28 protein-coding genes and 2 pseudogenes are annotated in these 26,026 nt (G+C 71.7%); 15 read left to right on the forward strand and 15 right to left on the reverse strand.

The window, feature by feature from the left end:
• Positions 1–234: 234 nt before the first annotated feature.
• On the reverse strand, positions 235–1,137 hold the full coding sequence (locus tag AB0383_RS09485) for a hypothetical protein (protein ID WP_364178245.1): 903 nt from the start codon (positions 1,135–1,137) through the stop codon (positions 235–237).
• 295 nt (positions 1,138–1,432) lie between these two features.
• Entirely contained in the window at positions 1,433–2,449 is a 1,017-nt protein-coding gene (locus tag AB0383_RS09490) for an LLM class flavin-dependent oxidoreductase (RefSeq protein WP_366186303.1), read from the reverse strand.
• 358 nt (positions 2,450–2,807) lie between these two features.
• On the opposite strand from AB0383_RS09490, the pseudogene AB0383_RS09495 reads away from it, so the two are divergent.
• Positions 2,808–4,313 (forward strand): annotated as a pseudogene (locus tag AB0383_RS09495) (APC family permease); the annotation flags it as partial.
• A 91-nt stretch (positions 4,314–4,404) separates the two neighbouring features.
• Here AB0383_RS09495 and AB0383_RS09500 read toward each other — a convergent pair.
• A complete protein-coding gene (locus tag AB0383_RS09500) occupies positions 4,405–5,307 on the reverse strand; it encodes an AraC family transcriptional regulator (protein ID WP_364178237.1) in 903 nt (300 codons plus the stop codon).
• A gap of 81 nt (positions 5,308–5,388) precedes the next feature.
• Between AB0383_RS09500 and AB0383_RS09505 the strand changes: the two genes are divergently transcribed.
• The 5 genes from AB0383_RS09505 to AB0383_RS09525 all read left to right on the forward strand — a co-directional run bounded on the left by AB0383_RS09505 (position 5,389) and on the right by AB0383_RS09525 (position 9,119).
• Positions 5,389–6,156: an SDR family oxidoreductase gene (locus AB0383_RS09505; protein WP_364178234.1), complete on the forward strand. Its 768-nt coding sequence runs from the start codon at positions 5,389–5,391 to the stop codon at positions 6,154–6,156.
• 129 nt (positions 6,157–6,285) lie between these two features.
• Positions 6,286–6,672 carry a hypothetical protein gene (locus AB0383_RS09510; protein WP_366186306.1) on the forward strand — a complete coding sequence of 129 codons (387 nt, stop codon included), beginning with the start codon at positions 6,286–6,288 and terminating at the stop codon, positions 6,670–6,672.
• A gap of 18 nt (positions 6,673–6,690) precedes the next feature.
• A complete protein-coding gene (locus AB0383_RS09515) occupies positions 6,691–7,005 on the forward strand; it encodes a hypothetical protein (protein ID WP_366186308.1) in 315 nt (104 codons plus the stop codon).
• 62 nt (positions 7,006–7,067) lie between these two features.
• Positions 7,068–7,847 carry a class I SAM-dependent methyltransferase gene (locus AB0383_RS09520; protein WP_366186310.1) on the forward strand — a complete coding sequence of 260 codons (780 nt, stop codon included), beginning with the start codon at positions 7,068–7,070 and terminating at the stop codon, positions 7,845–7,847.
• 42 nt (positions 7,848–7,889) lie between these two features.
• A complete protein-coding gene (locus tag AB0383_RS09525; protein ID WP_366186312.1) occupies positions 7,890–9,119 on the forward strand; it encodes an MFS transporter in 1,230 nt (409 codons plus the stop codon).
• Here the strand turns inward: AB0383_RS09525 and msrA are convergent.
• Together msrA and AB0383_RS09535 are read right to left on the reverse strand one after the other, a co-directional pair.
• Positions 9,077–9,577: a peptide-methionine (S)-S-oxide reductase MsrA gene (gene msrA / locus AB0383_RS09530; protein ID WP_366186314.1), complete on the reverse strand. Its 501-nt coding sequence runs from the start codon at positions 9,575–9,577 to the stop codon at positions 9,077–9,079. The two genes, AB0383_RS09525 and msrA, sit on opposite strands and share 43 nt — an antisense overlap.
• Complete coding sequence (locus tag AB0383_RS09535) at positions 9,574–10,476, reverse strand: LysR family transcriptional regulator (protein WP_366186316.1); 903 nt, start codon at positions 10,474–10,476, stop codon at positions 9,574–9,576. The genes msrA and AB0383_RS09535 overlap by 4 nt, the downstream gene beginning before the upstream one ends.
• Before the next feature lie 83 nt (positions 10,477–10,559).
• On the opposite strand from AB0383_RS09535, the gene AB0383_RS09540 reads away from it, so the two are divergent.
• On the forward strand, positions 10,560–11,414 hold the full coding sequence (locus tag AB0383_RS09540) for an EamA family transporter (RefSeq protein WP_364178215.1): 855 nt from the start codon (positions 10,560–10,562) through the stop codon (positions 11,412–11,414).
• Here the strand turns inward: AB0383_RS09540 and AB0383_RS09545 are convergent.
• The 3 genes from AB0383_RS09545 to AB0383_RS09555 form a co-directional block, all read right to left on the reverse strand.
• Positions 11,411–12,601, reverse strand: a complete 1,191-nt coding sequence (locus tag AB0383_RS09545) for an RNA polymerase sigma factor (protein ID WP_364178212.1) — start codon at positions 12,599–12,601, stop codon at positions 11,411–11,413. The genes AB0383_RS09540 and AB0383_RS09545 overlap by 4 nt on opposite strands.
• 7 nt (positions 12,602–12,608) lie before the next feature.
• Positions 12,609–12,962: a YciI family protein gene (locus tag AB0383_RS09550; RefSeq protein ID WP_364178209.1), complete on the reverse strand. Its 354-nt coding sequence runs from the start codon at positions 12,960–12,962 to the stop codon at positions 12,609–12,611.
• A 121-nt stretch (positions 12,963–13,083) separates the two neighbouring features.
• On the reverse strand, positions 13,084–13,377 hold the full coding sequence (locus AB0383_RS09555) for a hypothetical protein (protein ID WP_364178206.1): 294 nt from the start codon (positions 13,375–13,377) through the stop codon (positions 13,084–13,086).
• A 203-nt stretch (positions 13,378–13,580) separates the two neighbouring features.
• Here AB0383_RS09555 and AB0383_RS09560 point away from each other — a divergent pair, with 203 nt between their 5' ends.
• A complete protein-coding gene (locus tag AB0383_RS09560; protein ID WP_364178203.1) occupies positions 13,581–14,207 on the forward strand; it encodes a DsbA family oxidoreductase in 627 nt (208 codons plus the stop codon).
• 25 nt (positions 14,208–14,232) lie between these two features.
• Here AB0383_RS09560 and AB0383_RS09565 read toward each other — a convergent pair whose 3' ends face one another.
• Entirely contained in the window at positions 14,233–14,730 is a 498-nt protein-coding gene (locus tag AB0383_RS09565; RefSeq protein ID WP_364178200.1) for an ATP-binding protein, read from the reverse strand.
• Between the two features lie 187 nt (positions 14,731–14,917).
• The gene (locus AB0383_RS09570) at positions 14,918–16,309 is read right to left on the reverse strand and encodes a M20 family metallopeptidase (protein ID WP_366186320.1); all 1,392 of its coding nucleotides are present in this window, start codon (positions 16,307–16,309) and stop codon (positions 14,918–14,920) included.
• 119 nt (positions 16,310–16,428) lie between these two features.
• Between AB0383_RS09570 and AB0383_RS09575 the strand changes: the two genes are divergently transcribed.
• Together AB0383_RS09575 and AB0383_RS09580 are read left to right on the forward strand one after the other, a co-directional pair.
• Positions 16,429–16,938: a SigE family RNA polymerase sigma factor gene (locus AB0383_RS09575; protein WP_366186322.1), complete on the forward strand. Its 510-nt coding sequence runs from the start codon at positions 16,429–16,431 to the stop codon at positions 16,936–16,938.
• Entirely contained in the window at positions 16,935–17,606 is a 672-nt protein-coding gene (locus tag AB0383_RS09580) for a hypothetical protein (protein ID WP_364178191.1), read from the forward strand. Before AB0383_RS09575 ends, AB0383_RS09580 begins: the two co-directional genes overlap by 4 nt.
• 4 nt (positions 17,607–17,610) lie before the next feature.
• Here AB0383_RS09580 and AB0383_RS09585 read toward each other — a convergent pair whose 3' ends face one another.
• Entirely contained in the window at positions 17,611–18,108 is a 498-nt protein-coding gene (locus AB0383_RS09585; protein WP_366186325.1) for a cupin domain-containing protein, read from the reverse strand.
• A gap of 204 nt (positions 18,109–18,312) precedes the next feature.
• Here AB0383_RS09585 and AB0383_RS09590 point away from each other — a divergent pair, with 204 nt between their 5' ends.
• Positions 18,313–18,738 carry a nuclear transport factor 2 family protein gene (locus tag AB0383_RS09590; protein ID WP_366186327.1) on the forward strand — a complete coding sequence of 142 codons (426 nt, stop codon included), beginning with the start codon at positions 18,313–18,315 and terminating at the stop codon, positions 18,736–18,738.
• Positions 18,735–19,313: a TetR/AcrR family transcriptional regulator gene (locus AB0383_RS09595; protein WP_364178185.1), complete on the forward strand. Its 579-nt coding sequence runs from the start codon at positions 18,735–18,737 to the stop codon at positions 19,311–19,313. Before AB0383_RS09590 ends, AB0383_RS09595 begins: the two co-directional genes overlap by 4 nt.
• On the opposite strand, the gene AB0383_RS09600 is transcribed toward AB0383_RS09595, so the two are convergent.
• Both AB0383_RS09600 and lepB read right to left on the reverse strand, forming a co-directional pair.
• Positions 19,283–20,461: a hypothetical protein gene (locus AB0383_RS09600; protein ID WP_366186329.1), complete on the reverse strand. Its 1,179-nt coding sequence runs from the start codon at positions 20,459–20,461 to the stop codon at positions 19,283–19,285. The genes AB0383_RS09595 and AB0383_RS09600 overlap by 31 nt on opposite strands.
• A 49-nt stretch (positions 20,462–20,510) precedes the next feature.
• Complete coding sequence (gene lepB, locus AB0383_RS09605; protein WP_366186331.1) at positions 20,511–21,428, reverse strand: signal peptidase I; 918 nt, start codon at positions 21,426–21,428, stop codon at positions 20,511–20,513.
• A 969-nt stretch (positions 21,429–22,397) separates the two neighbouring features.
• Here lepB and AB0383_RS09610 point away from each other — a divergent pair.
• The 3 genes and pseudogenes from AB0383_RS09610 to AB0383_RS09620 all read left to right on the forward strand — a co-directional run.
• Positions 22,398–22,475, forward strand: a pseudogene (locus AB0383_RS09610) (hypothetical protein); the annotation flags it as partial.
• Positions 22,476–22,524: 49 nt separating this feature from the next.
• A complete protein-coding gene (locus AB0383_RS09615) occupies positions 22,525–22,749 on the forward strand; it encodes a hypothetical protein (RefSeq protein WP_366186543.1) in 225 nt (74 codons plus the stop codon).
• Between the two features lie 23 nt (positions 22,750–22,772).
• Positions 22,773–23,525: an SDR family oxidoreductase gene (locus AB0383_RS09620; protein WP_366186532.1), complete on the forward strand. Its 753-nt coding sequence runs from the start codon at positions 22,773–22,775 to the stop codon at positions 23,523–23,525.
• A gap of 33 nt (positions 23,526–23,558) precedes the next feature.
• On the opposite strand, the gene AB0383_RS09625 is transcribed toward AB0383_RS09620, so the two are convergent.
• Both AB0383_RS09625 and AB0383_RS09630 read right to left on the reverse strand, forming a co-directional pair.
• Positions 23,559–25,193, reverse strand: a complete 1,635-nt coding sequence (locus AB0383_RS09625; RefSeq protein WP_366186333.1) for a thiamine pyrophosphate-binding protein — start codon at positions 25,191–25,193, stop codon at positions 23,559–23,561.
• The gene (locus AB0383_RS09630) at positions 25,190–25,969 is read right to left on the reverse strand and encodes a cyclase family protein (RefSeq protein WP_364178162.1); all 780 of its coding nucleotides are present in this window, start codon (positions 25,967–25,969) and stop codon (positions 25,190–25,192) included. Before AB0383_RS09630 ends, AB0383_RS09625 begins: the two co-directional genes overlap by 4 nt.
• Between the last annotated feature and the right edge of the window lie 57 nt (positions 25,970–26,026).

Below are 26,026 nucleotides of genomic sequence, written 5' to 3' on the forward strand. Positions count from 1 at the left end.
CAACGGCGCTTCCGACCGCCGCACCCAGCAACGCGACGACGGCGGTCGCGACGCGCACGAACCCGGTGGAATCGAGGCTGACCGCAAGCACTGCGAGGGCCGCGAGCAGCCCCGTCGCGGAAAGGGCAACGGTCCGGACCAGATCCCGCGCACGCCGAGTGCGATCGTCGGAGGTGAGGACCCGGTCGAGCAACTGGAGGAAGGTGAGGCGGTCGGTCCCGCGGGGAACGGTGGTCACCGGTTCGCCGCCGCACTCGGTCGGCCGACGGTGCGCAGAGCGAGCGCAGGGGGCTCGCCCTGGTCTCGCAGCCGGCCGACGAACCTGTCCGGAGTCGGGCTCCGGTCGACGATCCGCGCGAATGTCGCCGAAGGCTTGACCGGTCCTCGTGTCCCATCGAGAACGACGCCTTCCCCGAGGATTCCGGCCACGGGGTCGCAGAGATCTTCGACCAGCGAGAACACCGAAGGACCCTGCTCCGTTTCGAGGTGGAGCGCAGTCCCGCCCAAACTGCTCCAGACGTCGATCGCGGCAGCGTTCGCGACCAGCCCGATGCGGCGCAGCATGGCGCTGCCGAGCGCGACCGGACCGCAGTGCTGCCAGTGGAAATCGTAACCGTGCCGTTCGCCCGAGCTCAGCTGCGGCGAACACTCGAGGCGCGGGTCCACGCACTTTCCGCCGTACGCCGTGTGCCGGATAGCGCCCCAGATTCGGGTCCAGTCGTCCTCTTTGATGCCGCGGACCACAACACGGCAGGGAGTGACCCTGCCGTCCACATCGAGCAGGCGCAGCTCAAGGTTGTTCTGGGTGAAGGTGAAGCGCAGGCCCGGAATGCCGTCGCGGCCTTCGTTCGGTTCGAGAGGCGCCAGCAGCGCGCGGAAGAATCGGGTCGCGGCATCGTCGGCAAGGCTGACCACGAGGGCATCGCAGCGCGGACTGACCTTTTTGAACACTCGGTGCCCTGCGGTCCGGTGCGCCGAATACCTGACGGCAAGCAAGAGCGAAGTCTCAAGCACCCGTTGGTGCAGTGAATGCGCTGCGAGAATCGCCTTTTCCCGCGCGGCTTCGGTGATCGCGAGGTCGGCGCTGATCGCCTTGTGGGCTTCTTGGCGCGTCTCACCGGTGAACCGCCGGCGCACCGACGCGAGCTCAGAGACTGAAGCAGTCACGGCAGAGTCCTTCCTTCGTCACCGCCCGGCTCGGCGAGGAGGGATCCAGCCATGGTTCTTCAGACACCCACGAGGGTGCGATCAGTCGTTCGTGCTGTTCGGTGGTTCCGTCGCCCGGGTTGCCGGGTGGGCGACACCAGCAGCGCCCGCACGGTGCGCGACGAAGCATAGCGCACGGTGAGTCGCGGATCGTCTCGCGCGGGGTTGTCCCGGCCGCAACTCACCCCCGTGAGGGAGCTCGCGCCGAAGATCAGGCGGCCGGTTTCTAGCCCAGCTCAGGGCCCAGCCGGGTGGCGATGTCCGTGAGGATCTGCACGTAGTCGGCGTGCTCGAAGGTGAAGGGCAGCGCGAACGCGACCTCCGACACCTCCCGGAACGCGGCATCCGCGTAGAGCCGTTCGGCGATGGAAGCCGACGTGCCCACCAGGTCTTCCGCGAAGGTCATGCGGGCCGGGCCGTGGGCCTTGCCGACGCGGGGCAGGCGGGAAGCGGCGTACGCCTCGTACTTCGCGCGCTGCTCGGGGCTCGCGCTGTCGGTCGGGATGACGACCAGACCCTGTGACACGCGGGCGTCGGCCCCGAGGGGGTGGTGGGCGCGGAACTCGCGGATCTGGGCGGCCTGGATGGCCGCGAAGTCGATCTCCGTGGCGTCGGGGTCCTCGGCGCGCACGACGCTGCTGGCCAGGTAGTTCATGCGGTGCTCGCCGGCCCAGCGGGCGGAGCGGGTGCTGCCGCCGCCGTACCAGAGGCGGTCGGCGAGGCCGGGGGAGTGCGGCTGGACGCGGGGCGAGTACTCCTCGATGCCCTCGGTGCCGCTGAAGTCCGTGGCTTTCTCGCCACGGATGAAGCCCAGGAGGCGTTCCACGCGCTGGTAGCTGAAGTCCTCGGCCGACGCGGTGTCGGGGTACAGCGCGGGCGCGAGGTGGTCGTAGTGGCGCGGCTCGCCGACGCTCAGGCCGGGGTTGAGGCGCCCGCCGGAGAGGACGTCGACCGTGGCGAGGTCTTCGGCGAGGCGCAGCGGATTTTCCCAGCCCAGAGGGATCACGGCGGTGCCCAGCTCGATGCGGCTCGTGCGTTGCGTGGCGGCGGCCAGAACCGCGACGGGCGACGAGATGCCGAACTGCAGGTGCCGGTGGCGCACCCACGCGCTGTCGAAACCGAGCTCCTCGCCGAGCTGGATGACCTGCAGCGTCGACTCGTGGCCGGCGGCGGGATCGGCCTCGTCGAACAGCCCGATCGTGAGGAAACCCAGCTTGCGCAACGGTTCCGAGGTGATCGGCACGGCAGTTCCTCCTGGCTCCGGGTCTTGCCGTGGATCAACCTCGACGGCGCCGGGATTGTTCCGGTTCCGGTGTGGTCTGGAACACTCCGTCGGGTCCGGTTTCCTGGACCGAAACTAATTTGTAACGGGGCCAAGGTTCCACTCTGTCGCCGCCCGCGCCAGAATCACGCGTTGTGATCGCGTCAGAAAAGCATTCGGAGGCTTGTCGGAAACCCTGAAAACAGGTACTGGCGCGAATCATTCGGACAAAGTTCCCGAAAATTCGGATCGAGACTCATTCATGGTTGAACCCGCCCAGAAAATCGCATCTGCGGGCACTTCGCCGAAAATGCGCAGATCGGTCGGTTTCTACGGCCTGATGTTCGTTTCGCTCGGCTCGATCATCGGCTCAGGGTGGCTGCTCGGCGCGCTCAAGGCGGCGAAGGTGGCGGGTCCCGCATCGCTCGTTTCGTGGGTGCTCACCGCGGTAATCATGGCGACGCTCGCCCTGGTCCACGCGGAACTCGGCGCGGCCTACCCGGTCGCCGGCGGCACGGCCCGGTACCCCGCGCTCGCGTACGGGGTGCTCGGCGGGTTCGTCGGCGGCTGGGTGGCGTGGCTGCAGGCGGTGGCGCTCGCGCCGGTGGAGGTCGAGGCGAGTCTCGAATACCTCGACAACGTCACCTGGATCAAGGAACACCTGAATCTGCTGAGTCCTTCGGGGACGCTCACCGCGAGCGGATTCGGCTGGGCGACGCTGCTGATGGCGATCTTCACCATGATCAACCTCGTCGGCGTGAAATTGCTGTCGGAAAGCAATTCGGCGACGGTGATCTGGAAGACCGCGGTGCCGGTGCTGACCGTGGTCGTGCTGCTGTCGCTGCGGTTCCACCCGGGCAACTTCACCGCGGGCGGCGGCTTCGCGCCGCACGGCGCCCACGGCATCTTCGCCGCGCTGCCGGTCGGCGTGGTGTTCGCGCTGCAGGGCTTCGAACAGGCCGTGCAGGTGGGCGGCGAGGCGCGACCCGCAGAAGGACCTGTCGCGCGCGATCATCGTCGCGATGGTCATCGGCACGATCGTCTACTTGCTGCTGGAGGTCGCGTTCATCGGCGCGCTCGACCCGGCCGCGCTGCTCAAGGGCTGGGACAACCCGATCGCGCAAGGCTCCTTCGGCCCGTACGCCACGCTGGCGACCCTCGCCGGCGCCGGCTGGCTGTCGTACGTGCTCTACGCCGACGCCTTCGTCTCCCCGGCCGGCACGGGCATGCTCTACCTCGGCACGTCGGCGCGCCTGTCGTACGCGATGGGCCACGAGCGCACGCTGCCGAAGGGTCTGGGCAAGCTCAACGTGCGCGGGGTGCCGGTGTGGTCGATCGGTCTGTCGTTCGTGGTCGGCGAGATCGCGTTCCTGCCGTTCCCGAGCTGGCAGTCGCTGGTCAGCGTGATCACCTCGGCCACCGCGCTGATGTACGCGTTCGCCCCGGTCTCGATGATCGCGCTGCGCAGGCGCGACCCGGACCGCCCGCGCCCGTACCGCGCGCCGATGCCGAAGGTGCTGGCGCCCGCGGGGTTCGTCGCCGCGAATCTGATCATCTACTGGAGCGGCTTCGACACCACGTGGAAGATCATGATCGCCGTGGTGATCGGCTTCGGCCTGTTCCTCATCGCGCGTGTGACGAGCCCCAAGCTGGAACGCATCCCGATCGACTGGAAGGCCGCGCAGTGGATCGTGCCGTGGCTCGCCGGCCACGTGCTCATCGGCTACTTCGGCCGCTACGGCGAGTCGGGCAACATCAGCGCCCTGCCCGAGTGGATCGACCTGCTGGTGGTGATCGTGTTCAGCCTGGCGGTGTTCTACTGGGCCGTGAACCTCGCCGTCGACAGTGACAAGGTGAAGGCAGCGGTCGAGCGGGAGGCGCTGGAGCTGGCCGTGCAGTGAGCTCGCGGGTGACCGGTTTCCCATGCGGGCGACCGGTCACCGGCGCCGCCACGCCCCGGGCGTCGTTCCTTCGCGGCGGCTGAACACGCGGGTGAGCGCGGCGTTGGATTCGTAGCCCACCCGAGCGGCGATCTGCGCGACGCTGAGGTCGGTCTCGCGAAGGAGTCGCTTGGCCTGGTGCAGCCGCCACGACGTGAGGTAGCCCAGCGGGGTCTCGCCGACCACGGCCCGGAAGGCGGCCGCGAACGCCGAGCGCGAAAGGCCGGCCTCGCGGGCCAGTGTTTCGACCGTCCACGGGTGCGCGAGGTCGGCGTGCAACGCGCGCATGGCGGCCGCGAGGCGGGGGTCGCGCTGAGCGGCGAGCCAGCCGAGGTCGCCGCCTCCGGTTTCGCAGAACGCGCGGACGGCCTGGACGAACAGCACGTCCGCGAGCCGGCTGGTCACGAGCCGGGAGCCGAGGCCCGCGGCGGCCTCCTCGCGGGCGAGCAGGTCGAACGTCGCGTGCAGCTGCTCCCCGGCCTCGCCGCGCAGGTCGAGCGGGAACAGCGGGGGCAGCATCGCGAACAGCGGCTCGGCCGCGGTGGCGTCGAAGGAGAACCGGCCGGACACGATGTCGGTGCGTTCACCGTTCCCGCCGTGCGTCGCGACGGTGCGTTCCGGGTCGGTGAACAGGGATTCGCACTCGGCGAGGTCGCGGCCGGGCTCGTCCTCTAGCGTGAACCGCGCGCCGGCGCGGACGACGAAGCAGTCGCCCGCCGCGAGCCGGCGCGGTTCGCCCACGGCGTCGCCCGTGAGGACGCACGAACCGGAGGCGATCAGCACGAGGCGGGTGGTCTCGGGCGAGTGGAAGGCGATGCCCCAAGGCGCGCCGGCCTCGATCCGCACGTACCGCGACTGCTCGATCCGCATCGCGGTGAGCACGTCCTCCACGGGATCCATGGGGTGCTCCTGGACGATCGGACAACGATTGCGGATCTGAAGGTAACACTCGTCCGGCTCGGCGGTTCTAGCGTGGGTCGTATGAAGATCACCGAACTGTTCGACCTGACCGGCAGGACCGCCCTCGTCACCGGAGCGAGCCGCGGGATCGGCGCCGCCGTGAGCCGGGTGCTGTCGGAGGCCGGCGCGCGGGTGGTGCTGGTCGGCCGGTTCGCGGAGACCCTGGCCGCGGTGGCGCGCGAGCTCCCGGGTGACGCCGACGTGGTCGCCGCCGACCTGGCGCGCCCGGACGCCCCAGCCGAGATCCTCGCCGCGGCGGGCCCTGTCGACGTCCTCGTCAACAACGCAGGCAGCGGCACAGGCGCGGGCTTCGCCGACCGGCTACGGCTCGCCGACGTCGACGAGGCTTGGGCGGTGTACCTGCGCGCCCCGATCGTGCTGTCCGGCCTCGCCGCCGCCGGCATGGCCGCGCGCGGTGGTGGCAGTGTCGTCACCTTGTCGTCGGGCGCCGCCCACCAGGGCCTGCCCGGCTTGTCCGTCTACAGTGGACTCCGTGCCGGCGCCGAAGCCGCCACCCGTGCGCTGGCCGCCGAGTGGGGCTCCCTCGGCGTCCGCTTCAACGCCGTCAGCCCCGGCGCTGTCCGCACCACGCTCGGCGCCTGGATCGTCGACGACGACTCGGCCCGGGCCAAGTACCTGGAGACGGTGCCGCTGGGCCGGGTCGGCGAGCCGGACGATGTCGCTGCTGCCGTGTTGTTCTTCGCTTCCCCAGCGTCGTCGTACATCACCGGCCAGACACTCACCGTCGACGGCGGCTGGGTCACGACGGCGCCGTCGCCGGTGGGCTGAGCCGGATTCGCCCGCCGCACGGTCGGCTCGGTCACGATGTCCTCGCCGGATGAATCTCGCGGGGGTTCAGGACTACGTTGCAGAGTGCTGTCGACCGGCCGGCGAGGGCTGAAGATCGAGGTGTGGGGCATGGACGATCGAGCGGCTGCGGGCGGCAACGATCCTGCGGCAGCGCCGGAACCGGCGCGGGCCGGTCGGGTGGCGGGTGAAGTGGTCACCGAGATCTTCGAGTACGACGGTGGACGGCGGGTCACGGTGTACGTGCCGCCGGATCCGCCCGAGGCGATCGTGTTCGCCGGTGATGGTCAGCTGATCTCGCGGTGGGGCGGCCACCTGGAAGCCGCCGGCGGGCCGTCCACGATGATCGTCGGCGCCCACCGGAGCGCCGACGAGGACGAGACGGTGCGCATCCAGGAGTACTCGCCGTCGTTCGACCAGGACCGGTTCGCCGCGCATGAGCGGTTCTTCGCCGGGGACGTCCGCCGATGGGTGCGGTCGCGCTTCGGCGTCGCATAGCCCGCCGAACGCACGGCGGTGTGCGGTGTGTCGGCGAGTGGCGAGCTCTCGCTGGCAATGGGCCTTCGGCATCCGGACGTCTACGGTGCGGTCTTTTCCGCTTCTCCGGGCGCCGGCTACCGCCCGCCCGCCGCGATGCCGAGCCCGCTACCGCGCGTCTACCTGGTCGCGGGCACGCTGGAGCCGTTCTTCGCGAGGAACGCGACTCGGTGGGCGGACGCGCTGCGCGATGCCGGCGCGGACGTCGTGCTGACGCAGCGGGTCGGCGATCACGGCGGCCCGTTCTGGGCTGCGGAGTTCCCGCTGATGGTGGCCTGGGCGTTCGGAAGCTGACCGGCGGCGGCGCCGGATTCTCGGTTGCGGCGCGGCGTTGGCCGCGATCGTCCTCGGGTGTCATGACGGCGAACGTCACCGAGTTCTACGGCAGCGGCACCGACGAAGACACCCGGCTGACCCGCTCGGCGCACGGGAAGCTGGAGTTCCTGCGGACGCGGGAACTGGTCCGCCGGGCGCTGACCCGGACGGCACAGCGGGTGCTCGACGTCGGCGGCGGGACCGGCGTGCACGCGCGCTGGCTCGCCGCCGACGGTCACTCCGTGCACGTCGTCGACCCCGTGCCCCGGCACGTCGAGGTCGCGGCCGGGATTCCCGGCGTCTCGGCCGAACTCGGCGACGCGCGGGCGCTCACGTGGCCGGACGCGAGCGCCGACGTTGTCCTGCTTTTCGGGCCGCTGTACCACCTCGTCGAGGTCGGGGACCGCGCGCTGGCGCTGGCCGAAGCGCTGCGAGTGCTCCGTCCTGGCGGGGTCTTGTTCGCCGCGGCGATCAGCCGGTACCTGTCGCTGCTGGAGGTGAGCACGACCGGTCGCCTCGACGCGCGGATGGCCGGCGCCGTCGGCGAGGTCATCGGCACCGGAAACTACGACGGGCACGTCGGATTCGTCCCCGCGCACTTCCACACCGCCGCGGAGTTGGGGGTCGAGGTCCAGACCGCCGGCGGCCGCGACGTCGAGGTGTTCGGCGTGGAAGGCCCCGCCTGGGCCGCGCTCGACGTGGCGGGCGCGGCCATCCGGGACGAGCATCTGGATTCGGCGCTGCGGTGCGCCCGTTTGGTCGAGCGGGATCCGCACCTGATCGACGCCAGTGCGCACCTCCTCGCCGTCGGAAAGGCTTAGCCGGCAAGAAAATCACTTGACCCCGCCACCAGAATCGCCGGTATGGGGTCGTGGGGGCGGTTGCAGCTGGTCGCGGTGTTCGGGTCGGCGGGGGAAGGGCTGGTGCTCTCGGCGATTCCGCTGCTGGCCGTGTCGATCACGACGGATCCGCGGGAGATCTCGCTGGTGACGGTGGCTGGGCAGGCGCCGTGGTTGCTGTTGTCGTTGTTCGCGGGCGTGGTGATCGACCGGGTGCGGCGGACGTCGGTGCTGGCGGGGGCGTACGCCGTGCTCATCGCGGCCGTCGTGGCGCTCGCCGTCGCCGGATCGCTGCATGAACTGAGCCTGCCCGTGGTGGCGGTGGTGGCGTTCGTGGTCACCACGGCGCAGGTGTTCGGCGACGGGGCCAGCGGCGCGCTCGTGCCGGACGTCGTGGGGCCCGACCGGCTGGCGGCGGCGAACGCGCGCCTGCAGGTGATCGACCGGGGGCTGGTGCAGTTCGTCGTCCCGCCGGCGACGGGCGTGCTGCTGGGGATCGGGGCGGGGATTCCGGCGTGGGGCGCCGCGGCGGCGGCGGTCGTGGCGTTCGCCTTGGTACGCGGGATTCCGTCGCCGCCGCCGGTGAAGTCGCCGGCGCATCCGTTGCGCGACATCGGCGAAGGGCTGCGGTACCTGGTGCGCACGCCGCTGCTGCGGTCGATCACGATCACCGTCGCGCTGGGGTCGTTCGCGGCGAGCGCGGGCAACGCGATGCTGGTGCTCTTCGCGACGCAGGTGCTGCACCTCGGTCCCGTCGGCTACGGCGGGCTGCTCGCGTGCCTGGCCGTCGGCTGGGTCGCGTCGTCGTTCGTGGTGGACTGGGTGGTGCGGCGGCTGGGTTACTCGTGGTCGATGCGGCTGGCGCAGAGCTGCGCGGTGGTGGCGCAGCTCGCCATCGCTTTGGTGCCGCCGTGGCCGCCGGTCGTAGGGCTGGTGCTCGTGTTCCTCACGGCCACCACGCTCGTGTGGAACGTCTGCTCCCAGTCCTCACGCCAGCGCTTCACGCCGTCGCCGCTGCTGGGCCGCGTGCTCACCAGCCACCGCGCGCTCGCGTGGGGACTGACACCGCTCGGCGCGCTCGCGGGCGGGTTCGTCGCCGCGCACGTGAGTCTGCGCGCGGTGTGGGTGATGAGCGCGTTGATCCAGCTGGCCGGCGCCGCGGTGGTGTGGTGGCAGCTCTCGCCCGCCGCCTTCCGCGACGCCGAGCTCGCTCAGGCGCGCTTGGGCAGCTTCCAGCCCGGCCGCGGGAAGTGACACGTGTAGCCGTTCGGGTAGGTCTGCAGGTAGTTCTGGTGTTCGGGCTCGGCTTCCCAGAAGTCGCCGGCCGGGGTGACCTCGGTGACGACCTTGCCGGGCCAGAGGCCGGAGGCCTCGACGTCGGCGATGGTGTCTTCGGCGACCTTCTTCTGCTCGTCGTTGGTGAAGTAGATCGCGGAGCGGTAGCTCAGGCCGATGTCGTTGCCCTGGCGGTTCTTCGTGGTCGGGTCGTGGACCTGGAAGAAGAACTCGAGCAGGTTGCGGAAGTCCGTCTGGGAGGGGTCGTAGAGGACCTCCATAGCCTCGGCGTGGGTGCCGTGGTTGCGGTAGGTGGCGTTGGGTGTGTCGCCGCCGCTGTAGCCGACGCGCGTGGACACGACGCCGGGCTGGTGGCGGAACAGCTCCTCCATGCCCCAGAAGCACCCCTCCGCGAGGATCGCCTTTTCCGTGGTCATGGTTCGCCATCGTAACCGCGCCGCAGCAAGCCGAGCACGAGCGCGAGCGGCGGCCACGCGTCACGCCCGCGCCGGGTGGCCGTGAACGAGCGCAGCCGCACGTCCGGACCGGTCAGCGGCAGCAGCGCCACCTCCGGCCGCGTCGGGCGCGCGACCGGCAGCAGCCCGACGCCGGGCCCCGCGACGATCAGGTCCTCCACGAGATCGAGGCTGTCGGCCAGGTGCGTGACGCGCGGGGTGAACCCGGCCATCGACGCCAGCGTGCGCACCACGTCCTCGTCGGCGCGGTTGCGGGAGTTGCCGATCCAGTCGTGGTCGCGAAACGCCTCGAACACGGCCAGCGTGCCTTCGCCGGCCACCCGGCCCGCGTCCGTCGCCGGCACGCCCAGCCCCCACGCGGCCGTCCACAGAGGACGGACGTCGAGCGACCGGTCGGTGGTCGCGCGCGCGAGGTCGTAGTCGTAGATCAGCGCCAGGTCGACGTCGTCGGCCAGCAGCTGGGTCATGGCTTCGGCAGGTTCGTACTCGCTGATCACCAGCCGCACCCGTGGATGCGTCCCCGCCAGCCGGCCGGCCGCCGGCAGCAGCGCACGCCGGATCGCCGTGGCGAACCCCGCCACCCGCACGGTGCCCGCCGGCTCCGCGTGCGGGTCGAGGTCCGCCCGCGCGGCCTCCACGGCGGCCAGGATCGTCACGGCGTGCTCGGCCAGCCGCTGCCCGGCCGGGGTCAGGCGGACGCGGCGGCCGTCCGGTTCGAGCAGCGGCGCGCCCGTCTCCCGAGCCAGCGCGGCGATCTGCTGGGACACCGTGGACGTGGTGGTGTCGAGCACATCCGCGACGGCGCGCATCGAGCCGAGCCGCGACAGCTCGAGGAGGAACTGCAGCCTGCGGGTGTCCATGGCGACATTGTCCAGGAGTTCCGGACAGTACGTCCACGATCGGCATGTGGACACGAACGGTGGGCATCGGTTCTCCTGGACGCGTGCTCTCCTCCTCCACCCGCACCGGGGCGGCGCTTGCCGTCGCCGCGATGCTCTGCGTGCAGCTCGGCCTGGCGCTGTCCGTCGGCCTGTTCGACCGCGTCGGGCCCGAGGGCGCCGCGTGGCTGCGGCTCGCCTGGGCCGGAGTGCTGCTGCTCATGCTGGTCCGCCCGCGCCCGTCCTCGTTCAGCCGCTCGACGCTGCTCGCGTGCGTGGTGCTGGGCGTCGTCACCGCCGGCATGACGATGCTGTTCATGGCCGCCGTCGCGCGGCTGCCGCTGGGCACCGCGAGCGCGCTGGAGTTCCTCGGCCCGCTCACGGTCGCGATCACGCGCGGGCGCGGCGGCAAACGCCTGTGGCCCGTGCTCGCCGCCGTCGGCGTGCTGCTCCTGACCGAGCCCTGGGAGGGCGGGGCGGACCTGGTCGGCGTCGGCTACGCCCTCGCGTCGGCGGTCTGCTGGGCGACTTACATCCTGCTGACACAGCACGTCGGCGACGAGGTGTCCGGCGTGCGCGGACTCGCGGTGTCCATGCCGGTGGCGGCGATCGTGGCCACCCTGGTGCAGGGGCCGGCGGTGTTCGGGCACCTGTCGTGGGAGCTGCTGCTCGCGGGGCTGGGACTCGCGATCCTGCTGCCGGCGGTGCCGTTCAGCTTCGAGATGCTCGCGCTGCGGCGGCTCACGGCGTCGGCCTTCGGCACGCTCATGAGCCTCGAACCCGCCATCGCGATGACGATCGGGCTGCTCGTGCTCCACCAAGTGCCCGACCTGGCCGCGGCCGCGGGAGTGCTGTTCGTGGTGGCCGCGGGCGTCGGCGCCGAACGCACGGGCGCGCGGGAACCCGTCGCGGCGCCTTAAGCCTCGGCCAGGCGAGCCCGGCGCGTTCGCAGGAAGGCGCGTTCGGTGTGGTTGCCGGCCAGGCTGATCGCCTCGTCGTAGGCGGCGACGGCTTCCGCGGTCCGGCCCAGCCGGGTGAGCAGGTCGGCGCGGGTCGCCGGCAGCAGGTGGTACCCCGGCAGGTCCAGCTCGTCCACCGCGGCCAGCGCCGCCGCCGGACCGTGCACCTCGGCGACGGCGACCGCCCGGTTGAGCGCGACGACGGGGGTCGGAGAATGCTGCAGGAGCTGGTCGTAGAGCGCCAGGACCTGCGTCCAGTCGGTGGCCGGCCCGTCCGTGTGCACGGCGTTGATGGCGGCCTGCAGCTGGTACGGACCAGGCTGTCCCCGGCGCAGGCAGCGGCGCACCAGGTCGTGGCCCTCGGCGATCAGCTCGCGGTTCCACAGCGACCGGTCCTGCTCCGCGAGCACCACCAGCTCACCCGAGGGCCCGATGCGCGCGGGCCGACGGGCTTCGGTGAGCAGGAGCAGCGCCAGCAGCCCGAGCACCTCCGGCTCGTCCGGCATCAGCTCGGCGAGCGCCCGCGCCAGGCGGACGGCGTCGGCGCACAGGTCCGTCCGCAGCAGGTCGCCCGACGTCGACGTGTAGCCCTCGTTGAACACCAGGTAGAGCACGGTGAGCACGGGCGGCAGCCGGTCGGGCAGGTCGGCCGCGCCGGGCACCCGGTAGGGGATGCCCGCGTCGCGGATCTTCTTCTTCGCGCGCACGATCCGCTGGGCGACGGTCGCCTCCGGCACGAGGTAGGCGCGCGCGATCTCCGGCACCTCCAGCCCACCGAGCAGCCGCAGGGTGAGCGCGGTCTGCGCGAGCGGCGACAGCGCCGGGTGGCAGCAGGTGAAGATCAGGCGCAGCTGGTCGTCGCGCACGGGTCCCACCTCCTGCGGCTCGTCGGGCTGGTTCAGCAGCAATGCCTGCGCGTGGCGCGCCTCGCGCGTGGACTCGCGGCGCAGGCGGTCGATGGCGCGGTTGCGGGCCGTGGTCACGATCCACCCGCCGGGGTTGGGCGGGAGCCCGTCGGCCCACTTGGTGACCGCCACCGCGAACGCCTCCTGCACGGCCTCCTCGGCGAGCCCGATGTCGCCGAGCAGGCGCGTCAGCGTGGCCACGCAGGGGCCGTACTCGGTCCGGTAGACGCTGTCGAGGTCCATCGGCGCCTCAGCGCTGCGAGAGGTCGTCGAACGGGCGCACCTCGATCGGCTGCCCGCAGGCCAGCGAGCACTTCTCGGCCCACGCCAGCGCCTGGTCGAGGTCATCGCACTGGACCACCCAGAACCCGCCGAGCTGTTCCTTGGTCTCGGCGAACGGGCCGTCGGTGATCGTGACCGTGCCGTCGCCGGGCCGCACGACCGTGGACGCGTGCGAGGGCCGCAGGCCTCCGACGAACACCCAGGCCCCGGCGGACTTCATGTCCTCGGTGACCTGACCGGTCCGGGCCAGCATCGCCTCGAAGTCCTCTTCGGGCTCCGGCTTGCTCTCGTCGAGCTGGACGGCGAGCAGGTACTGCTTCATGGCGGCTCCTTCGCTCGGGCGACCGGTCCGTTCGCCGGTCCCTCACTCAGCCCACGAACCGGCTCGACGCCATTCGACACCACGAAGGGAAAAAATTCTCGCTTTGCCGGATTCGGCGGCCCTACGCGTCGGCGAGGAGCTTCTCGCGCTTGCTCGCGTAGTGGATCGCCCACGCGGCGGCGCCGAACGCGAGGCCGGTGAGCGGGTTGCCCATGGCGATCTTGGTGAAGGCGAGCCAGCCCGTGCGGTCCTTCCCCGGGGCGAGCCCCGTGAAGGAGTTCACCACCACGAACACCAGCGACGGCAGCGACGACACGAGCCCGCCCGTCCGCTCCCACACCGTGCGCGGCCGTGACTCGGAGGCGGACCCGGCGTCGTCCCGCCGGGCTTCGGTCTTCGTCCCAGGTCGCTCCACACCTCCGATTGAAACGGGCGGGAACTAGGCAAACTCCCGGCTTGGGTCCACGGTCGGGTGGTCAGGGTGGCCACCCTGCGTGGGTCCGCGCGCGGTGAGTCGTCCCACACCCGCCGGGCCCGGCTTCGTCGTCGCGCAGGAAGGGGTCGGTTACCTGGGAGTGCGTACTTCTGGATCACCCCCGCGGTCCTTAGGCTGGGGACATGCACGTGGAAATCTGGAGCGATGTCATCTGCCCGTGGTGCTACCTCGGGAAGGCGCGGTTCGAAGCGGCGCTGGAGGGGTTCGAACACCGGGACGAGGTGGAGGTGACGTTCCGGTCGTTCGAGCTGGACCCGTCGCGCGACACGGTGGAGCCGTTGCAGGAAATGCTGACCGCGAGGTACGGGCCACAGGCGGTGGAGATGGAGGAGCGCCTCGCCGGGCTCGTCGCCGAGGTCGGGCTCGGGTACCGGTCCGACCGGGAGATCGGCAACACCTTCGACGCCCACCGGCTGATGCACCTCGCGCGGGAGCGCGGGCTGGAGCGCCAGATGGTGGACGCGTTGTTCACGGCCAACTTCGCCGAGGCGCGTCCGCTGTTCACCGGGGACACGCTGCTCGACGTGGCGGTGGAAGCCGGTCTGGACCGCGAAGACGCGAGCCGGGTGCTGGCCGATCCGGCGGCCTACGCCGACGCGGTGCGGGCGGAGGAGCGGGAAGCGGCGCAGCTCGGCGCGACCGGGGTGCCGTTCTTCGTACTGGACCGGCGCATCGGCGTCGCGGGTGGTCAGGCCACCGAGGTGTTCGCGCAGGCGCTCGAGCGCGCGTGGAGCGAGCGCGCCGCCTGACCGCGGTCCACTGTGGACGGCGGGCTCAGCCGGACCAGCCGCTGAGCCGGTTGAGCAGCCGTTCCAGCACTTCCGGGTCCGCGGCGACCGGCGCGCCCGACACGGGTTCGTCCACGAGGGTGCGGCGTTCCTGGCGGCGCGGCAGGCGGACCTGGCCCGCCGTGATGCCGCCGGGCAGCGGCATCTCGCACCAGGTGAGGCGGCCGTTGCGCATTGGCTCCACGCCGATCCGATCGCCGGGCGCGGTGCGCGGCGGGTTCGGGCCGACGAGGTCGTCCTCGATCTCGACCACGAGCACCTCGCCGCGCAGCTGCAGGCGCACGGTGATGAACGCGGGGGCGGCGGCATTGCTCTGGTCCACGATGTCGCCGACGAGCCGCGACGTGGTGGCGGTGACCTGTTCCAGCATCGGCAGGAGCGACCAGTCCGACAGGATCAGGCGGACGAACAGCTCGGTGCACGGAACCGCACTGGGCTGAGCCACCAGTCGGAGATCGTCCACCTGGGTGGTGCGCGTGCTCAAGCCTCACCTTCCTCGTCGGCTCACTGCCGCCCTCCGCGGGCGGGACCGGTTGGGGCATCATGCCATCGACCTTCCGCCGGTTCGCGGCGGGAGGTCGATGTGCGTGTCCGCACGCCTCATGCATCCGGATTCGCTGGGTGAACGTCGCAGGTCACAGCTGTGTGCCGCGCTCGGCGGAGTCCGGTGATCACGCCGGTCCCGGTGCCGTGTCCTTTTCGCCCAGATCCCAGAACAGGCCGGTCATGATCGCGACGGCTTCGCGCGCCAGGGGAGCGAGCAGGTGCTCGTCGGGCGCGTGCTGGGCGCAGGCCGGGTACGAGTGGGGGAGCCAGATCGTCGGCAGGCCCAGGATTTCGGCGAACGCGTCGTTGGGGATCGTGCCGCCGAGGTTGGGCAGGAGCACGGGCGCGCTGCCCGTGGTGCGGGCGACGGAGTCGGCGGCCCAGCGCACCCAGGGGTGATCGGGATCCGTGCGCGTCGGCGGCCGGCTCTCGGTCACGGCGACGTCGACCATCGGGAAACCGTGCTCCGCCAAGTGCTTCCGCAGCGCCGGCTCGAGGCCGGCGAGGTCTGTGCCCACGACGGACCGCAGTTGCAGCGTCGCCTCCGCGCGGCCCGGGATGGCGTTGACCGGTGACGAGGGCGTGCCGGCGAGGAACGCCAGTACCTCCACGGTGTTCCAGCCGAACAGCCGTTCCGCGGGCGTGAGCTCCGGCTCGCCCCAGCCCTCGTCGACGGCCGGGTCGTCCGCTCCGCCGCCGACCGGCACCGTGGCCAATGCGTCGCGCACGGACGCCGGGATCACCGGGGGACGCAGTCCCGGCACCAGAATCCGGCCCCGTCCATCCACAAGGGACGTGATCGCGGCGGCCAGCGTGGTGGCCGCGTTGCGGAGCACGCCACCCCAGTTGCCGGAGTGGTGGTCGCGCGGGCGCAGGTCCGCGGTGAGCGTGAACTGCGTGACGCCGCGCGAGCCGAGGAACAGTGTCGGCAGGTCGGCGCGCACGCGGGGCCCGTCGGACGCGATCAGGACGTCGGCGCGCAGCTCGTCGCGCAGCTGCCCGCACACCTCGACGAGGCCGGGGGAGCCGCGTTCCTCACCGGTTTCGATCAGCACGACGAGGTTGAACCCGAGCTGCCCGCGGGCCCGCAGCACCTCGCGCAGGGCGAAGAGGTTCAGCGTGTGCTGGCCCTTGTTGTCGGCCGACCCGCGGCCGTACCAGCGCTCGCCTTCGGCGATCAGCGTCCACGGGTCGAGGCCTTCGCGCCAGCGGGGTGCTTCGCCGTTGACGACATCGCCGTGGCCGTAGAGCAGCACCGTGGGCCGGTCGGCGGACTCGTGGCGGGTCGCCACCAGCAACGGGCACTCGGGCGCCACCGGGTTCTCGGCCACGCGGGTGCGGCAGCCCAGGGCTTCCAGGGCCGGGGCGAGCTCGTCGGTGAGGTACGCGCGCAGCCGCGGGTGCCCGGCGGAGAGGTTGCTCTCGGTCCGGTGCGCCACGCGGCGGGCGAGCTCGGCGAAGAGCTCGCCGGAGTCGAACCGCTCCAGGGCCTGGTCGATCGTGTCCGCGCGCTGCATCGAGCACCTTCCGGTCGGGGACGCCGGGTCTGTTGTAGCACCCGGCCCCGACGAAAATGGACTCAACCTTTTCGCGGCCCCGCTCGTCTGACCGGTCATGTACGCGCGCGAGGACCGGCATGGCCCGAGGTGACAGTGAGTTCGCGGACTTCGTCCACGCGGTCTCGCCGCGGCTGCTGCACGCCGCCTACCTGCTGACCGGCGACCGGCACCAGGCGGAGGACGACGTCCAGACCGCCCTGGTGCGCACGTACACGTCCTGGCCGCGGATCCGCAAGCAGGACCCGTTCGCCTACGCGCGCAAGGTGCTGGCCAACCACGTGATCGACCGCTGGCGCCGCCCGTACCGCGAGCAGGCCACCGAGGAGGTGCCCGAACGCGCCGTCGAACGCGACTTCACCGTCGGCGTCGCCGACCAGGAGTGGCTCATGCGGGCGCTGGCGCCGCTGAGCCCGCGGGAGCGCGCGATCGTGGTGCTGCGGCACTTCTGGGACCTGTCGGAGGCCGACGTCGCGGCCGAGCTGAAGGTGTCGCTGGGCACCGTGAAGAGCACCAACTCGCGTGCGCTGGCGAAGATGCGCGTCACGGCCGCCGAGCGGCACTCGTGCGCGGCGGGGCAGGCGTCGTGACGGATCTCGAAGAGCTGCGCGGGGTGCTGGCGGAACCGCCCGCCGTGGAGTTCACGGCCGTGGACTTGGCGAACGTGATGCGCAGGGGCCGCCGGCGTCGTCGCGTGCGCCGGCTGTCGGCCGCCGCCGCGACGGTGGTCGTGCTGGTCGGCGTCGTCGTGGGCACGCAACTGCTGCGGACGCCCGATTCGCCCGCGGTGACGACGCTGGCCGTGACGGCGGCCCAGCTCGAACAACACGCCGCGGCGCCGGTCGGCGAGGTGGTGGGCACCAAGATCGTGGACCCGGAAGGCGAGGTCGTGCTGTTCTTCGAAGCCACGCCGCCCCAGCCCGACAGTTCGCCGTACCAGCTCGTGCTCGGCCACCGCACCGCCGGCGGCGTCACTGCCGAACTGGCGAGCGGCTCCCGCTCGAACGCACCCGGCTTCCACGCGCTCACCGCGGGCCGCCCGGGCCGGGACGTGCCCGTGTACGGCTACTACCTCGGGCCTGCCACCCGCATCACCGCGTCGGTCGACGGCCTGATGGTCGGCGCCGACACGCGGCGCGTCGAGGCCTTGGGGGCCACCGTCTTCTGGTTCCCGCGCCGCGACGACCACTACTTCGGCGGTGAGGCTTCCCTGCCGATGAACGCGTACGACACGGAGGACGACGCCCTGCCGAGGTAGCGGATCAGACCGTCCGCGCCGCTTCCCAAGCCGCGCTCGCGCTGAAGTACGTGTCGTAGATTTCCTGGACTTCCAGGAGGCTTTCGGGGGCCGCTTTGCCGTATGCGATGCGCTCGAGGTGGCGGAAGTACTCGAAGCGCTCGACGCCCGGCGCGATGACGATGAGCAGCTCGGCGTCTTCGCCCGGTGCGGCCGCGAAGGCGTGGGTCAGATTGGGCGGTACGACGACGAGGTCGCCGCGGTCGGCGGTGACGACGGTGTCGCCCGAGAGGACCTGGACGGTGCCGCCGAGGACGTAGAACAGCTCGGCCGAGCCGGCGTGGTGGTGGGGCGCCGCGCCGTTGGCGCCGCCCTTGAGCTCGACCTGGATGGTCGACAGGGCGCCGCCCGTGGAGCTGCTGTCGGCGAGCAGCTTGACGGTGGTGGGTGCGCGGCCGATGACCTCGGCGTCGCCGGACCGCACGATCACGGAGTCGTCGAAGCTGGGAATGACGATGGACATGTGAAGCCCCCGGGAAGTCCGTCGTGGGATCGCGGCGGCGCCGGATCCGCGGCGAACCTACCACGCTCCGAGCAGCCCCGGTGTCGTGAATTTCCGCAGTGCGCCAACGGTTTTCCGTGACCGGGACACCGCACTGGCGAAGGGGAGGGGTGCCTCCGTATAGTGGAGCGGAGGCACCCCTCCTCTTGAGTACAAGGAGCGATCATGTCCGCACGCGAGGCCATCGAGAACCTGATCTTCAGCTACGCCGCGCACGTCGACTCCGGGAACTTCGCCGCGGTCGGCGAGCTGTTCGCCCACGGCACCTTCGCCGGCGGCGAGCCGGCGACGGGGCGCGAAGCCGTCGAGCGGTACTTCCACGACACGCTCGTGCTCTACCCAGACGGCACCCCGTGCACCCGCCACCTGACCAGCAACGTGCGCGTCCACGTCGACGAGGCCGCCGGCGCAGCCACTGCCCACAGCTACTGGACCGCGCTGCAGGCCGCGCCCGGGCTGCCGCTGCAGCCCATCGCGTCGGGCCACTACGACGACCGCTTCGAACGCTCGCACGGCGCGTGGCGCTTCGTCGAACGGCGCCCGCACGTGGCGCTGGCCGGGGACCTCAGCCACCACCTCAAAGCCGCGTGACCCGCCCGCTGCGGGCCGACGCCCGCCGCAACCGCGAGCGGCTCGTCGCCGAGGCCGGGGCGGCGTTCCTCGCGCACGGCACGGGCGCGTCGCTCGAGGAGATCGCGCGCCGGGCCGGCGTCGGGATCGGCACGCTCTACCGCCACTTCCCGCGCCGCGAAGACCTGCTCGATGCGGTGTTCCAGGGTGAGGTGGACGCGCTGCTCGACCTCGGCCGGGAGCTGGCGCGCGCCGGCGACGCGTTCGGTGCCCTCGGTGCCTGGCTGAGGGCCGTGGTCGACCGCCACCGCGCGTGGCAGGCCATCGCGGCGGCGACGGGCCGAGACCGTCCGAACGCGACACTCGCGGCGTCGCGGATTCCCGTTGAACAGACCGGGAAAACGCTGCTCGCCCGCGCGCAAAAGGCCGGGGAGGCCCAGAAGGACGCGACGATCGCCGACCTCCTGCGCCTCGCCGATGCCATCGGCCAGGCAGCCGACGAAGCCCCGGACGACCCGGAGCTGCCGGACCGCCTGCTGCACCTCGTGGTGGAAGGGCTGCGGGCTCAGCCGCGCACGGGCAAGCGCGCGAGGTAGTGGTCGCGGGCCGTGAGGCTCGTGCCCAGGTGCCGCACCAGCGGCTCGAAGAACGAGCTGCGGTACGTCGAGTCCGTGACCGCGCCGGCCGCGAAGTACAGCGCCGAGAACGCGGCGATGAACAACGACACCTGCAGCAGTTCGTTGGCGATCGGCACCTGGATGCCGAACAGCGTGCCCGGCGTCGGATCGTGCCCGACCCACGACTTGATCACCGGCGCGCGGACCGTGATCACGCCGAACGCCACGAAGAACACGAACGTGAGCACCGACAGCACGAGCGTCTGCAGGATCTGCGTGAGCAGCAGGACGAGCACCATGTTCGCCCGCTCCAGTCTGGTCAGCGCCACCCGCTCCGGCGCGGGATCGGTGCACGACGCGAACGGGGTCCCGTCCAGCGTGTCCGGTTCCGCGGGCTTCTCCGCCTTCGTCAGCGACCGGACCTCGTCCGACAGCGTGGCCACGAGGAACAGCACCGCCACCACCGAGAAAAGCCCGACGACGAGCCAGATCTGGTGCCGCGTGAGGTCGGCGGTGACCTGCCAGATCTCGGTGGTGAAAAAGCCGAACACGGTGAACAGCAGGAGCAGCGGCAACGCGCGGGAGGTGAGGTCACCGAGGCGGCCGAGCTGGCGGAACGCGGCCCGCAGGGCCCAGCCGAGGATCGACCCGCCGCCGAAGAACGCCGCGACGAGCAGTACCACCAGCGACCCGAGCTGTTCCAGCACCCCGACCGGCAGCGAGTCGTGCGGCGGCGCCGCGGCGTCGACGATCGGGTTGAGCACCAGGAATACCGCGGCCACCCCGAGCGCGACGGGCGTGCCCCGCCGCGCCGGTACCCGCCGCCGGACCCAGCGCGCGGCGAGCCACGCGCCGGCCGAGGGCACCACGACGTACGCGAGGAGCACGACGAGGTAGAGCAGCGCGAACCAGGTCTGGTCCATCCGGCGCGCGAACTCCTCGTCGCTGCCACCGTCGAGAACTGACGTGGCCGTGGTGAACAGCAACCCGAGCACCACGAACACCTCGGCGGGCACGATCCGCACCAGCAGGTGCGCCGGGCGGCCGCGCACCACCGACGGCAGGCCGCGCCGCCGGAACCACTGCTCGGCGGCTTCGCGGTCGTAGGGTTCGCGCACGCTGTCCACGTCGGGTGACCTTAACGGGACCCGCGTGAACTCTCCTGGCGGAACGCGATCAGCCGCGGCGTCGCTTGCGCAGTGCGTCCCGCGTGCGCCGGCCGACGAACAGCGTCGGCACCGACAGCGCCACGCCCACGCCGAGCGGCAGGCCCTGCTGCCACGCCGGCGCGCCGAGCGCCACCGGGGTTGCCGAGTCCTGCGCGTCGAAGTCGCTCACCCCGCCCCAGCGCGAGGGTGGCAGGACGATGAAGCGCGCCTTGCCGATGACGTCGTCGACCGGCACCGTGCCGTTGACACCGCCCCCGCCCTGGCAGGTGGAGTCGCACGAGTCGTTGCGGTTGTCGCCCATCACCCACAGGCTGCCCTGCGGCACGGTGACCGGGGCGAACGACTTCTGCGCCGGGTCGTTCGGGTCGATCCAGTGGATGTAGGGCTCGTCGAGCGCCTTGCCGTCCACGATCACCCGGCCCTGCGGGTCGCAGCACTGCACCGTCTGCCCGCCTACGGCGATCACGCGCTTGACGAAGTCCTGCTCGTTCGGCGGCGCGAAGCCGACGAGCGAGCCGAGCTCGCGCAGTCCCTTCGCGAAGATGTTGCTCGGCTCCTGCGGCGCGATCTCGTGTTCTGTCCACGGACCCGGTCCGCGGAACACGATCACGTCACCCGGCGACGGGTCGGTGAAGTCGTAGGTGACCCGGTCGACGACCACGCGGTCGCCGAAGCACCCCGTGCAGCCGTGCAGCGTGGTCTCCATGGACTCGGACGGGATCATGAAGACCTTCGCCACGAACTGCTGTATCAGGATCGTGAGCACGAGGGCGATCACAATCAGGATCGGCAGTTCCTGCCAGAACGGACGTTTCTTGCGCGCCTTGCGTCCGCGACCGTCCGAACCGGACGACTCGCCCTCACCGTCCTGATCAGGACGTTCGGGGTCACTCTCAGCGGAACCGCGGGGGATGGGGTCGACCACGGGGCCAGGCTACCGACTTCCCGCTCGCCCCCGCCGCAGCGCCACCGATCACGATCGGGGTGTCATCCCGCGCCGCGGGATCACTGGGGTTTCCCGCAGTCGCGCCCGCTAGCGTGAGGTGATCTTGACCGGAGGGAGCCGGCGGTGGACACACCCGTGCTGAGATGCGGGAACCTGGTGCTGGGCGAGCTGGATCCGGTACTGCGCGCCGTGCGTGACACCGGTCCGGTGACCCGCGTGCGGACGCAGGCGGGTGACGAAGCCTGGCTCGTCACCCGGCTCGCGGAGCTCAGGCAGCTGCTGCTCGACCCGCGGCTGAGCAAGACGCACCCCGATCCGGCCGCCCGGCCGCGGTACGTGCGCACGCCGATGGCCGACCTGGCGGTGTCCGACGCCGAGCCGGCCGCGGCACGCGAACGCCACGGCGACATCCGGGGCGCCCTCGTACCCCACTTCACCGGCCGGAAGATGCAACGGCTGGCCGATCGCGTCGCGGCGTTGGTCGACGAGCAGATCGACGTCGTGCTCGCGGCCGGGCCACCGGCCGGTCTGACAACGAATTCTCGCTGCCGCTGTCGTTCCGGATCCTGTGCGACCTCGTCGGCGTGCCCGATTCGGACGGTTTCCTCGCCTTGCTCCTCAGCGCCGGCGAGGTCGACGCCGAGCACGCGGCGACGGCGGCGCTGGACGAGCTGTAGGCGTACCTGCGCGAGGTCGCGCGGCGCAAGCGAAGCAGGCCGGGCGACGACCTCGCGTCCACGCTGTGCGAGGTGATCCGGACGACATCGATGGTCGGGCCTGCTCGCGCTCGCGAGCTTCTCGTTCCTCGTCACGCCGAGCAACCTCAGCGCAGGCATCGCGCTGCTCGCCGGGCATGCCGGCCAGCGCGACCGCGTGCTCGCCGACCCGCGCCTGCTCGATACGCTCGTGGAAGAGGTGCTGCGCGTCGGCCGGGTCACCGAATCCTGCGTGCCGCGATACGCGGCCGAGGACATCGCCGTGGCGGACGAGGTGATCCGAGCGGGTGACTTCGTGCTGTGCGACCACTACTCGACGGGCTTCGACGACCTTGTGTTCACCGACCCCGAACGCTTCGATGTCGGGCGCCGCCGCAACCCCGCACCCGGCGTTCAGCTACGGCATGTCGCACTGCATCGGCGCGCCGTTCGCGCGGGTCGAGCTGCGCGCCGCGTACGCCGCTTTGCTGCGGCGGATGCCGGACTTGCGCCTGGCCGTCCCGTTCACCGAGATCCCCATGCTGGGCACGGAACTCGGCGACCAGGTGGGCGGGTCGATCGCCCGGCTCCCGATGACCTGGTGAGTGCGCGGCCTAGACTGCTGCGCATGCCCGAAGCTCTTGTCACCGGTGCGACCGCCGGAATCGGCGCCGCGTTCGTCCGCCGCCTCGCCGCCGACGGGTTCGGGGTCGTGCTCGTCGCCCGGGACGCGGCCCGGCTCGAGCAGTTCGCGCGCTCGCTGCGGGCCGACCACGGCGTGCCGGTCGAGGTCCTCGTGGCGGACCTGGCGACGGACGCCGGGATCACGCGTGTGGAGCAGCGCGTGGCCACCGTGGACCTGGTCGTGAACAACGCCGGGTTCGGGCAGCAGGCCGATTTCCTCGAGACCGAGGTTTCCGCCGAGCTCGACATGCTGCGGGTGCACTGCGAGGCCGTGCTGCGGATCACGAAGGCGGCGTTGCCCGGGATGCTCGCCCGCCGGCGCGGCGGAGTGATCAACGTGGCCTCGGTGGCGGCGTTCTTCTCGCGCGGCACCTACAGCGCGTCGAAGTCGTGGGTCGTCGTCTTCAGTGACAGCGTGCGCGAACAGGTGCGCGGCAGCGGTGTGCACGTGATGGCGCTGTGCCCCGGCTGGGTGCGCACGGAGTTTCACGAACGGTCCGGAATGGACACCGGCGGCATCCCGGACTCGTTGTGGCTGGACGGGGAGACCCTCGTCGCCGCCGCGATCCGCGACTTCCGCCGGCGCGCGGCGGTGAGCGTCCCGGATGTCCGGTACAAGACCGCGGCGGTGCTGGCGAAGCTGCTGCCCCGCCCGCTGATGACACGAATCGCGGCGCGAGCGGGCAGCAAACACTGACACAGGGCCGAAAGTCTCAGTGCCCCGAAGACCTCAGTGCCCGAACGCTTCCGCGAGCCACCACGAGCCACCGTCGTCGGAGACCTTCGCGTCGATCACCAGCGGCGCTTCGCGAGGACCGTTGAGCCACTTCGTCACCGCGGCCAGGTCGCCAGCCGTGCGCACGGTGACGCCGGTGCAGCCGAACCCGCGGGCGATCGCCGCGAGGTCGGTGTCGGGGAAAAGCACCGTGTCGAGGTCGGCGTCGCCGAAGTGGTGGACCTCCGCGCCGTACGCGGCGTCGTTGTAGACGATCACCACCAGCGGCAGCCGCAGCCGCACCGCCGTCTCCAGCTCGGAGATCGCCATGTGGAACCCGCCGTCGCCGGCGCCGAGCACGGGCAGCCGGTCCGGGCGCGCGAGGGCCGCGCCGATCGCCGTGCCCAGCCCGAGCCCGACGCACTGGTAGGCCTGCGTGAAGCAGAACCCGTTCTCGTCCGGCACGGACAGGTACGCGCTCGGGTACCCCATGAAGTTGCCGGAGTCGATCGACACCACGCGCCAGGCGGGCAGCAGCTCGTCGAGGCGGGCGCTGAGCGTGCGCGCGTCGATGCGGCCGTCGCCGGAGTTGTCGAGGTGCGCCACGTCGTTCCAGCGCACCTCGGCCGCCAGGCGTGCCGCGACCTCGGGGCTGCGGTAGCCCTCGGCCCTGTGCCCGCGCGCTTCCAGCAGCTCCAGCACGTCGACGGCCGTGGCCGCGACGTCGCCGACCACACCGAGGTCGATCGGCCGGTGCGCGCCGAGCGCGGCCTGCTCGCGGTCCACCTGCACGAGCCGCGCCCGCGGCCCGAGTAGCTTGCCGTGGCGCGTGGTCCACATGTTCAGCGCGCAGCCCCAGCCCACGACCAGGTCCGCGTCCGCGATCAGCTCGGCGGTGAGCGGTGACGAGAAGCCGCCGCTGATCCCGAGCGCCCACGGGTCGTCGTGGAAGAGGCCGTTGGCCACGGCCGAGGTCGCCAGCAGCGCACCGGTGACGTCGGCCAGCGCCCGCAGCGCGGTGGCCTGGCCACGGGCGCCGCGCCCGGCGATGAACACCGGGCGCCGCGCCTCGGACAGCAGTTCCGCCAGCTCGCCGGACACCGCGGTCTCCGGCCGGATCGGCGCGGGACCGGGCACCTCGGGCACTTCGCCGGGCGTCGGGGCCTCGTGCTGCTGCAGGTCGATCGGCAGGCTGAACACGACGGTCCGGTTTGCCTGCCGCGCGGTGCGGAACGCGCGGATCGTGTCGGCGAAGGCGGACTCCGCCGAATGCACGCGGTCGGCGACCGCGCCCACGGCGATGCCGAGCGCGTCCTGGTCGATCTTGAAGTTCGACAGCACGGCCGCCGCGGCGGCGTCGGCGGTGACCACGACCATCGGCGTGCGACTCTTCGCGGCCTCCGTGATGCCGGTGATCGCGTTGGTCAGGCCGCAGCCCTGGTGCAGGCTCAGCACGGAGACCTGGCCGCTCATCCGCGCGTACGCGTCGGCCATGCTCGCCGCGCCGCCTTCGTGCCGCGCGGCGACGAAGCGCACGCCCGCCGCCCGCAGCGCGTTGGTCACCTCGAAGTTGCCGCTGCCGACCACGCCGAAGGCCATGCCCGCGCCGAGGTCGGCGAGCGTGCGCCCGACGAGTTCCGCGACCTTCACGCGCCACGCTCGACGAGCGCGAACACCCGGGCCGGGCTGCCCGAACCGCCGACGATCGGCAGCGGGCTGATCACCAGCATCGCGCCGGTGGCGGGCAGGTTCGCCAGGTTGCGCAGCTGCGTCAGGCCGAACTTGCCTGCGCCGAGCAGCAGTTCGTGGCACGGGAAGGCCGGGTCGAGCCCGGGCGCCTGACCGGCGTCGGTGCCGACGGTCTCCACGCCCAGCCCCGCGATCGGCGTCTCCTCGGCGAGCCACTTGGCGCACTCCGGCGAGACGCCGGGGGTGTGCGAGCCGGACTCGTCGGCGTTGAGGAACTCGTCCTGGTCGCTGGAGTGCACGTCCCAGCCGCTGCGGTAGAGCAGCCAGGCGCCCGCGGGCAGCGCGCCGTGCTCGGACTCCCACTCACGCACGTCGTCGATGGACAGCAGGAAGTCGGGGTTGCCCTCGGCTTTCGCCGACGCGTCGAGCACCACCGCCGGCGCGACGAGCGTGCTCAGCGGCGCCTGCGAGACGTCGAGACCGTCCTTTCCGGACAGCCAGTGCACCGGCGCGTCGAAGTGGGTGCCGGTGTGCTCGCCGGTGTGGATGTCGTTCCAGTACCAGCGCGGGCCGCGCTCGTCGTAGCGGCTGATCTCTTCGAGCCGGAACGGGATCGTGTTCGCGAACGGCTCGGGCAGCTGCAGGATCGGGGTGCTCGAGGTCAGGGGAGCGGTGAGGTCCACGACCTCGATGCCACCCCCGGTGATCGCCGCGCTCAGCTCGGCCAGCAACGACATGCGTCCTCCAGTGCTCGACGGTGAACTGCTCATCCGTGAAACCTGGGGGAGACCCTA

Origin of the sequence: Amycolatopsis sp. NPDC051373 (assembly GCF_040689465.1) — a bacterium.
In the GTDB taxonomy this organism is placed as follows: domain Bacteria; phylum Actinomycetota; class Actinomycetes; order Mycobacteriales; family Pseudonocardiaceae; genus Amycolatopsis.

Bases quoted from the DNA above. Each gene is read 5' to 3' on its own strand.
- AB0383_RS09615 (WP_366186543.1), top strand. From the start codon at position 22,525: ATGTCGGGCGCCGCCGCAACCCCGCACCCGGCGTTCAGCTACGGCATG.
- AB0383_RS09500 (WP_364178237.1), bottom strand. From the start codon at position 5,307: ATGGATCCCGTGGAGGACGTGCTCACCGCGATGCGGATCGAGCAGTCG.
- AB0383_RS09550 (WP_364178209.1), bottom strand. From the start codon at position 12,962: ATGAAGCAGTACCTGCTCGCCGTCCAGCTCGACGAGAGCAAGCCGGAG.
- AB0383_RS09575 (WP_366186322.1), top strand. From the start codon at position 16,429: ATGGCCCGAGGTGACAGTGAGTTCGCGGACTTCGTCCACGCGGTCTCG.
- AB0383_RS09620 (WP_366186532.1), top strand. From the start codon at position 22,773: ATGCCCGAAGCTCTTGTCACCGGTGCGACCGCCGGAATCGGCGCCGCG.
- AB0383_RS09590 (WP_366186327.1), top strand. From the start codon at position 18,313: ATGTCCGCACGCGAGGCCATCGAGAACCTGATCTTCAGCTACGCCGCG.
- AB0383_RS09545 (WP_364178212.1), bottom strand. From the start codon at position 12,601: ATGGACCTCGACAGCGTCTACCGGACCGAGTACGGCCCCTGCGTGGCC.
- AB0383_RS09570 (WP_366186320.1), bottom strand. From the start codon at position 16,309: ATGCAGCGCGCGGACACGATCGACCAGGCCCTGGAGCGGTTCGACTCC.
- AB0383_RS09585 (WP_366186325.1), bottom strand. From the start codon at position 18,108: ATGTCCATCGTCATTCCCAGCTTCGACGACTCCGTGATCGTGCGGTCC.
- AB0383_RS09525 (WP_366186312.1), top strand. From the start codon at position 7,890: ATGGGGTCGTGGGGGCGGTTGCAGCTGGTCGCGGTGTTCGGGTCGGCG.
- AB0383_RS09560 (WP_364178203.1), top strand. From the start codon at position 13,581: ATGCACGTGGAAATCTGGAGCGATGTCATCTGCCCGTGGTGCTACCTC.
- AB0383_RS09505 (WP_364178234.1), top strand. From the start codon at position 5,389: ATGAAGATCACCGAACTGTTCGACCTGACCGGCAGGACCGCCCTCGTC.
- AB0383_RS09630 (WP_364178162.1), bottom strand. From the start codon at position 25,969: ATGTCGTTGCTGGCCGAGCTGAGCGCGGCGATCACCGGGGGTGGCATC.
- AB0383_RS09520 (WP_366186310.1), top strand. From the start codon at position 7,068: ATGACGGCGAACGTCACCGAGTTCTACGGCAGCGGCACCGACGAAGAC.
- msrA (WP_366186314.1), bottom strand. From the start codon at position 9,577: ATGACCACGGAAAAGGCGATCCTCGCGGAGGGGTGCTTCTGGGGCATG.
- AB0383_RS09510 (WP_366186306.1), top strand. From the start codon at position 6,286: ATGGACGATCGAGCGGCTGCGGGCGGCAACGATCCTGCGGCAGCGCCG.
- AB0383_RS09535 (WP_366186316.1), bottom strand. From the start codon at position 10,476: ATGGACACCCGCAGGCTGCAGTTCCTCCTCGAGCTGTCGCGGCTCGGC.